Origin of the sequence: Falsiroseomonas oryzae, assembly GCF_027856955.1 — a bacterium.
Taxonomy (GTDB): Bacteria; Pseudomonadota; Alphaproteobacteria; order Acetobacterales; family Acetobacteraceae; genus Falsiroseomonas; species Falsiroseomonas oryzae.
In genome coordinates this window covers 1-4411 of record NZ_JAPSMD010000433.1, presented here as the reverse complement: position 1 = coordinate 4411, position 4411 = coordinate 1, and the positions used below count along the sequence as shown (strand labels likewise).

The following is a 4411-nucleotide window of genomic DNA, read 5'->3' as shown; positions in this document are numbered from 1 at the left end:
CCCGGGCGCGGCGACGCGGCGCGCGCTGCGCACGGCGGCGCGGCCGTTCAGCGCCGCGCGCACGCGGTCGGCGAGCTCCGACCGGCGATAGGGCTTGCCCAGCACGTCCATGGCGGCGGGGTGCGGACCGTCCTGCGCCAGCTCGTCGTTGTAGCCGGTGGTCAGCAGCACCGCGACGCCGGGCATGCGCCGGCGAACCCGCTCCGCCAGGACCAGCCCGTTGGCGCCGCCCGGCATCACGATGTCGCTGAACAGCAGGTCGAGGCCGCCCTCGCCCAGCCCGTCCAGCACCTCCATCGCGTCCTCCCCGCTGCGCGCGGTCAGCACGCTGTAGCCCAGGTTCTCCAGGTGCTCGCGCGCCAGCGCGAGGATGTCCTCGCTGTCCTCGACCACCAGGATCGTCTCGTTGGCGGCGCCGCGCGGCACCTCGACCGTGGCCGCGGCCTGCGTGTCCTCGCGCCGCTGCAGGGAGTCCGGATCGGCGGCGGGGAAGAGGAAGCGCACGGTGGTGCCGCGGCCGACCGCGCTCTCGATCTCCATCCGGCCGAGGGACTGCTGCGTGAAGCCATGTGCCATGGCCAGGCCGAGGCCGGTGCCGAGGCCCGCCTTCTTGGTGGTGAAGAACGGCTCGGTCGCGCGTTCCAGCACGTGCGGCGGCATGCCCTGTCCCTGGTCGATGACGGAGAGCGTGACGTAGCGCCCGCCCGGCAGGCCGTTCGGCTCCAGCTCGACCAGGGATGTCTCCACCGTCGCGACGCCGCCGTCGGGCATGGCGTCGCGCGCGTTGATCAGCACGTTGAGCAGCGCCATTTCCAGATGGACGGGGTCCACCCTGATCGGCGGCAGGCGGCGGCGCGTGGTGATGCGCAACTCGATGCGGCCGCCGAGCGTGCTCTCCAGCATCTCGTCGAACTCGTCGAGCAGCGCGTTGAGGTCCACCACCTTCGGCTCCAGCCGCGTGCGGCGGGCGAAGGCGAGGAGCTGTCGCGTCAGCTTCGCGCCGCGCTCGGCGGCGGCGGTGGCGTTGTCCACCGCGCGCCTCAGCCGGTCGTCGTCGGCGCGGCTGCGCGCCGTCTCGAGGTTGCCGAGCACGACCTGGAGCAGGTTGTTGAAGTCATGCGCCAGCCCGGCGGTGAGCTGGCCGATGGATTCCATCTTCTGCGCCTGGCGGAAGGCCTGTTCCGACATGCGGCGCCGCGTGATGTCGAGCTGCGAGGCGAAGAAGTAGATGAGCCGGCCGGCGCGGTCGTAGACCGGGGCGATGTAGACCGCGTTCCAGAAGGGCGTGCCGTCGCGCTTGTAGTTCAGGATCTCGACGGAGACGGGGCGATGCGCCGCGATGGCGTCGCGCATCTCCGTCACCGCGGCGCGGTCGGTCTGCGCGCCCTGCAGGAAGCGGCAGTTGCGCCCGACGATCTCGTCGCTGTCGTAGCCCGTCAGGTCCTGGAAGGCGCGGTTGGCGAAGACGATCGGGTTTTCCGGCTGGTTCGGGTCCGTCAGGATCATCGGCATCCGCGTCATCTCGATCGCGGCGAAGAAGATTCCGCCGCGGTTGGCCAGATCGGGATCGCTGATGGTGGCTTCCTGCCAGTGCCGGCGCCCGGGGCGGCCGGTGGGCGAGCAGGAGAGGTCGCGCAAGTCGCCGCTGGCGGGGATGCCGGAGCTCTGGCCCTCGCCTTCCGTCATGTCCCGGCGGCCACTGCCAGCGGGCTGCCCCTCCTCGTCGTTCACCCGGCTTCCCCGCAATTCGGCAGCGCATGGACGCCGTCACGCGGCGACGGGTTTCCCAACCACCGCGCGGGGCCGGCTGACGGTCGCGTGACGAGGTGGCGGGGCGGCGCCCCGCATCGCGCGATGCCGGGGCGCGCCGCAGCGTGATCCACTGCCGTGAATCACGCTGCAGCCCTTGCCTGCGCGCCCGAGTCACCGCTCCGGCGAAGCGCCTTCGCGCATCAGCCGCTACTCTGGCAGATCCTCCACCGGCGTGCCGCGGTAGCGGATCAGCAGCGGCACGGTCAGCGTCATCGGGTGGGAGACGCCGTGCTCCCACAGGCCGTCCTCGCCCCAGCAATCGCCGTGGTCGGCGCAGAGCAGGATGGTAGCGTGGGCGAAACGGTCGAGCAGCGGGGCGATCCGCGCATCCACGTATTCGCAGCACATGCGCTGCCGCTCGCGGCATTCTGCGGAGCGGTCCACCTCCTGGAAGGCCTTGCACGTGTTGTCGCCGCGCGGCCAGGGCGCGCCCTCGAAGTAGTACGGCACATGCGTCTCGCCGACATTGAGGAAGGCGAAGACCGGCCGGCCTGCCGCCTCGGCGATCTGCGCCTCCACCCAGGCCACCTGGTGCGCCACGCCGAGCCGCCCCGCGTAGTCGAAGGCCTGAAACCCGCCGGTCAGCTTGCGGCTGACCGGCGTGCGGGCATTGAACCAGGCCATCGCACCGGTCCCGAGGGTGCGGTAGCCCGCGCGCGCGAAGCCATCGACGATGTCGCGCCCGGCGACCTGGAAGCCGGGCGGGCCGTGCCCTGCGGCGCCAGGCGCGGCGAGGCGGAACAGCCGGGCGTATTTCGGGTTCACGAAGCGCTTGCGCAGCGAGGGCACGCCCGGCGTATGGCCGACGAACATCGCCGCGTGCGAGGCGAAGGTGAAGTGGCCCGGCGCCTGCGCGGCGTAGAGCCGCGACACGGCCTTCATCGCCGGCGCCGACGCCTGCTCGAAGGTGTCGTAGCGGCACGAGTCGAGCGTGATGAACAGGATGCTGTCGGGCGGGACGTGCATCGCGGGCGGCAGCGTCAATCCGCCGCCAGCTTCCCCGCCGCCTGCTCCTCGGCGATCAGCTTCAGCCAGCCGTCGCGCGTCTGCGGCAGCTTGCGGCCGAGGATCTGCTCGGCGACCTGGGTGCGCAGCACCTGCGCGGTGCCGCCGGCGATGGCGAACATCCGGGCGTCGCGCAGGTAGCGCTCCACCGGGTTGTCCTTCGAATAGCCCTCGGCACCCCAGACCTGCAGCGCGTTGTTGGTCACGCGGATCGCCATCTCGGAGGCGAAGACCTTGGCCTGGGCGGCGGCCAGCCGGTCCGGGAAGCCGGCCGGGCCGGCGCTGCGCGCGGCGCGGTGGATCAGCGCGCGCGCCGCCTCCACCTCGATCGACATGTCGGCCAGCATCCAGCCCAGGCCCTGGAACTCCGCGATCGGGCGGCCGAACTGGCGGCGGGTGTTGGCACGGGCCAGCGCGTGGTCCAGCGCGCCGGCGGCCAGGCCCATCGCCACCGTCGCGGCGCCGACGCGCTGGCCGTTATAGGCGTCGATCAGCCGGCCGAAGCCGCGGGCGAAGCCGCCGGGCGCGCGCAGCACCATCTCGTCGCGCACCTCCAGCCCGCGGAACTCCAGCTCGGCTTCCGGCATGCCGCAGAGGCCGAGGGAGGGGATGCGGCGCTTCACGACCAGGCCGGCCGGATCGCCCTCCGCGTTGCGCACCACGATGAAGCCGCCGATGCCCCTGAACTCGCCGTCCTCCACCGCGCGGGCGAAGATGAGATGCAGGCGGGAGACGCCGCCGCCGGTGATCCAGGTCTTGGCGCCGTCGATCACCCAGGTGTCGCCCCGTCGGACCGCCGTGGTGGTCATCTCGGTGGCGGCGGAGCCGGCACCCGGCTCGGTGATGCAGATGGCGGGCTTGTCGCCCGCCAGCACCAGGCCGGCCGCCAGCTTCTTCTGCGCCTCGGTGCCGTAGGCCATGATGGCGCCGAGCGCGCCCATGTTGGCCTCCACCGCGATGCGGCCGCAGACGGCGCAGGCGCGGGAGAATTCCTCCACCATCAGCGTGGCATCCAGCACCGAGCCGCCCGGCCCTCCCCAGTCGCGCGGGATGGTCAGGCCCATGAAGCCGGCTTCCGCCATGCGGCGGACCATCGGCCAGGGATACTGGCCGCTGCGGTCGGTCCCGGCGGCCTGGGCGGCGGCCTCCTGCGCCAGTTCGCGCGCGCGGTCGCGCAGCCGGATCTGGTCGGGCGTCAGCTCGGTCATGCGAGGCGCGCCTCGATCGCCGCGGCGGCGGCCTTGTCCAGCTTCAGCGCCTTGGCCAGCGCATCGAGCCAGGCGCGCTCGGCCGGCGTGACCTCGCCGGCGCCGGCGAAGGCGGCGGCGTAGAGGCGGGCGCGCAGCATCGGGTCCTTCGCCTCCTTCGCCAGGGCTTCCGGCGTCAGCGGCCGGTCGAAATCGGCCAGCACGAAGTCGCGCTCCTCCGCGCTGAGCCCGGCGGCGTCGAGCTGGGCGGCGATGGCGGCGCGCTCGGCCGCATCCACGCCGCCATCGGCCTTGGCGGCGGCGACCATGGCGCGGACCATCAGCAGCGCCTCGGCCGCCTCGGCGGAGGGCTCGTCCGGCTCGGGTTCCGGCGCGGGCGCCGGCGC

At 73.0% G+C, this 4411-nt stretch carries 4 protein-coding genes; all 4 read right to left on the bottom strand.

What is annotated here, in order from left to right:
• A partial coding sequence (locus OZN99_RS26310; protein ID WP_270938197.1) for a histidine kinase famiy protein occupies positions 1-1731 on the bottom strand: 1731 nt, incomplete at its 3' end.
• 228 nt (positions 1732-1959) lie between these two features.
• Positions 1960-2796 carry an alkaline phosphatase family protein gene (locus OZN99_RS26305; protein WP_270938196.1) on the bottom strand — a complete coding sequence of 279 codons (837 nt, stop codon included), beginning with the start codon at positions 2794-2796 and terminating at the stop codon, positions 1960-1962.
• On the bottom strand, positions 2793-4025 hold the full coding sequence (acdA, locus tag OZN99_RS26300) for a 3-sulfinopropanoyl-CoA desulfinase (RefSeq protein WP_270938195.1): 1233 nt from the start codon (positions 4023-4025) through the stop codon (positions 2793-2795). Before acdA ends, OZN99_RS26305 begins: the two co-directional genes overlap by 4 nt.
• Positions 4022-4411, bottom strand: a 390-nt coding sequence (locus OZN99_RS26295) for a DUF533 domain-containing protein (RefSeq protein WP_270938194.1), incomplete at its 5' end; no start/stop codon positions are given. The genes OZN99_RS26295 and acdA, both read right to left, overlap by 4 nt.

What these genes read in the sequence shown, in the direction of transcription:
- acdA (WP_270938195.1), bottom strand. Translation starts at nt 4,025, where the DNA reads ATGACCGAGCTGACGCCCGACCAGATCCGGCTGCGCGACCGCGCGCGC.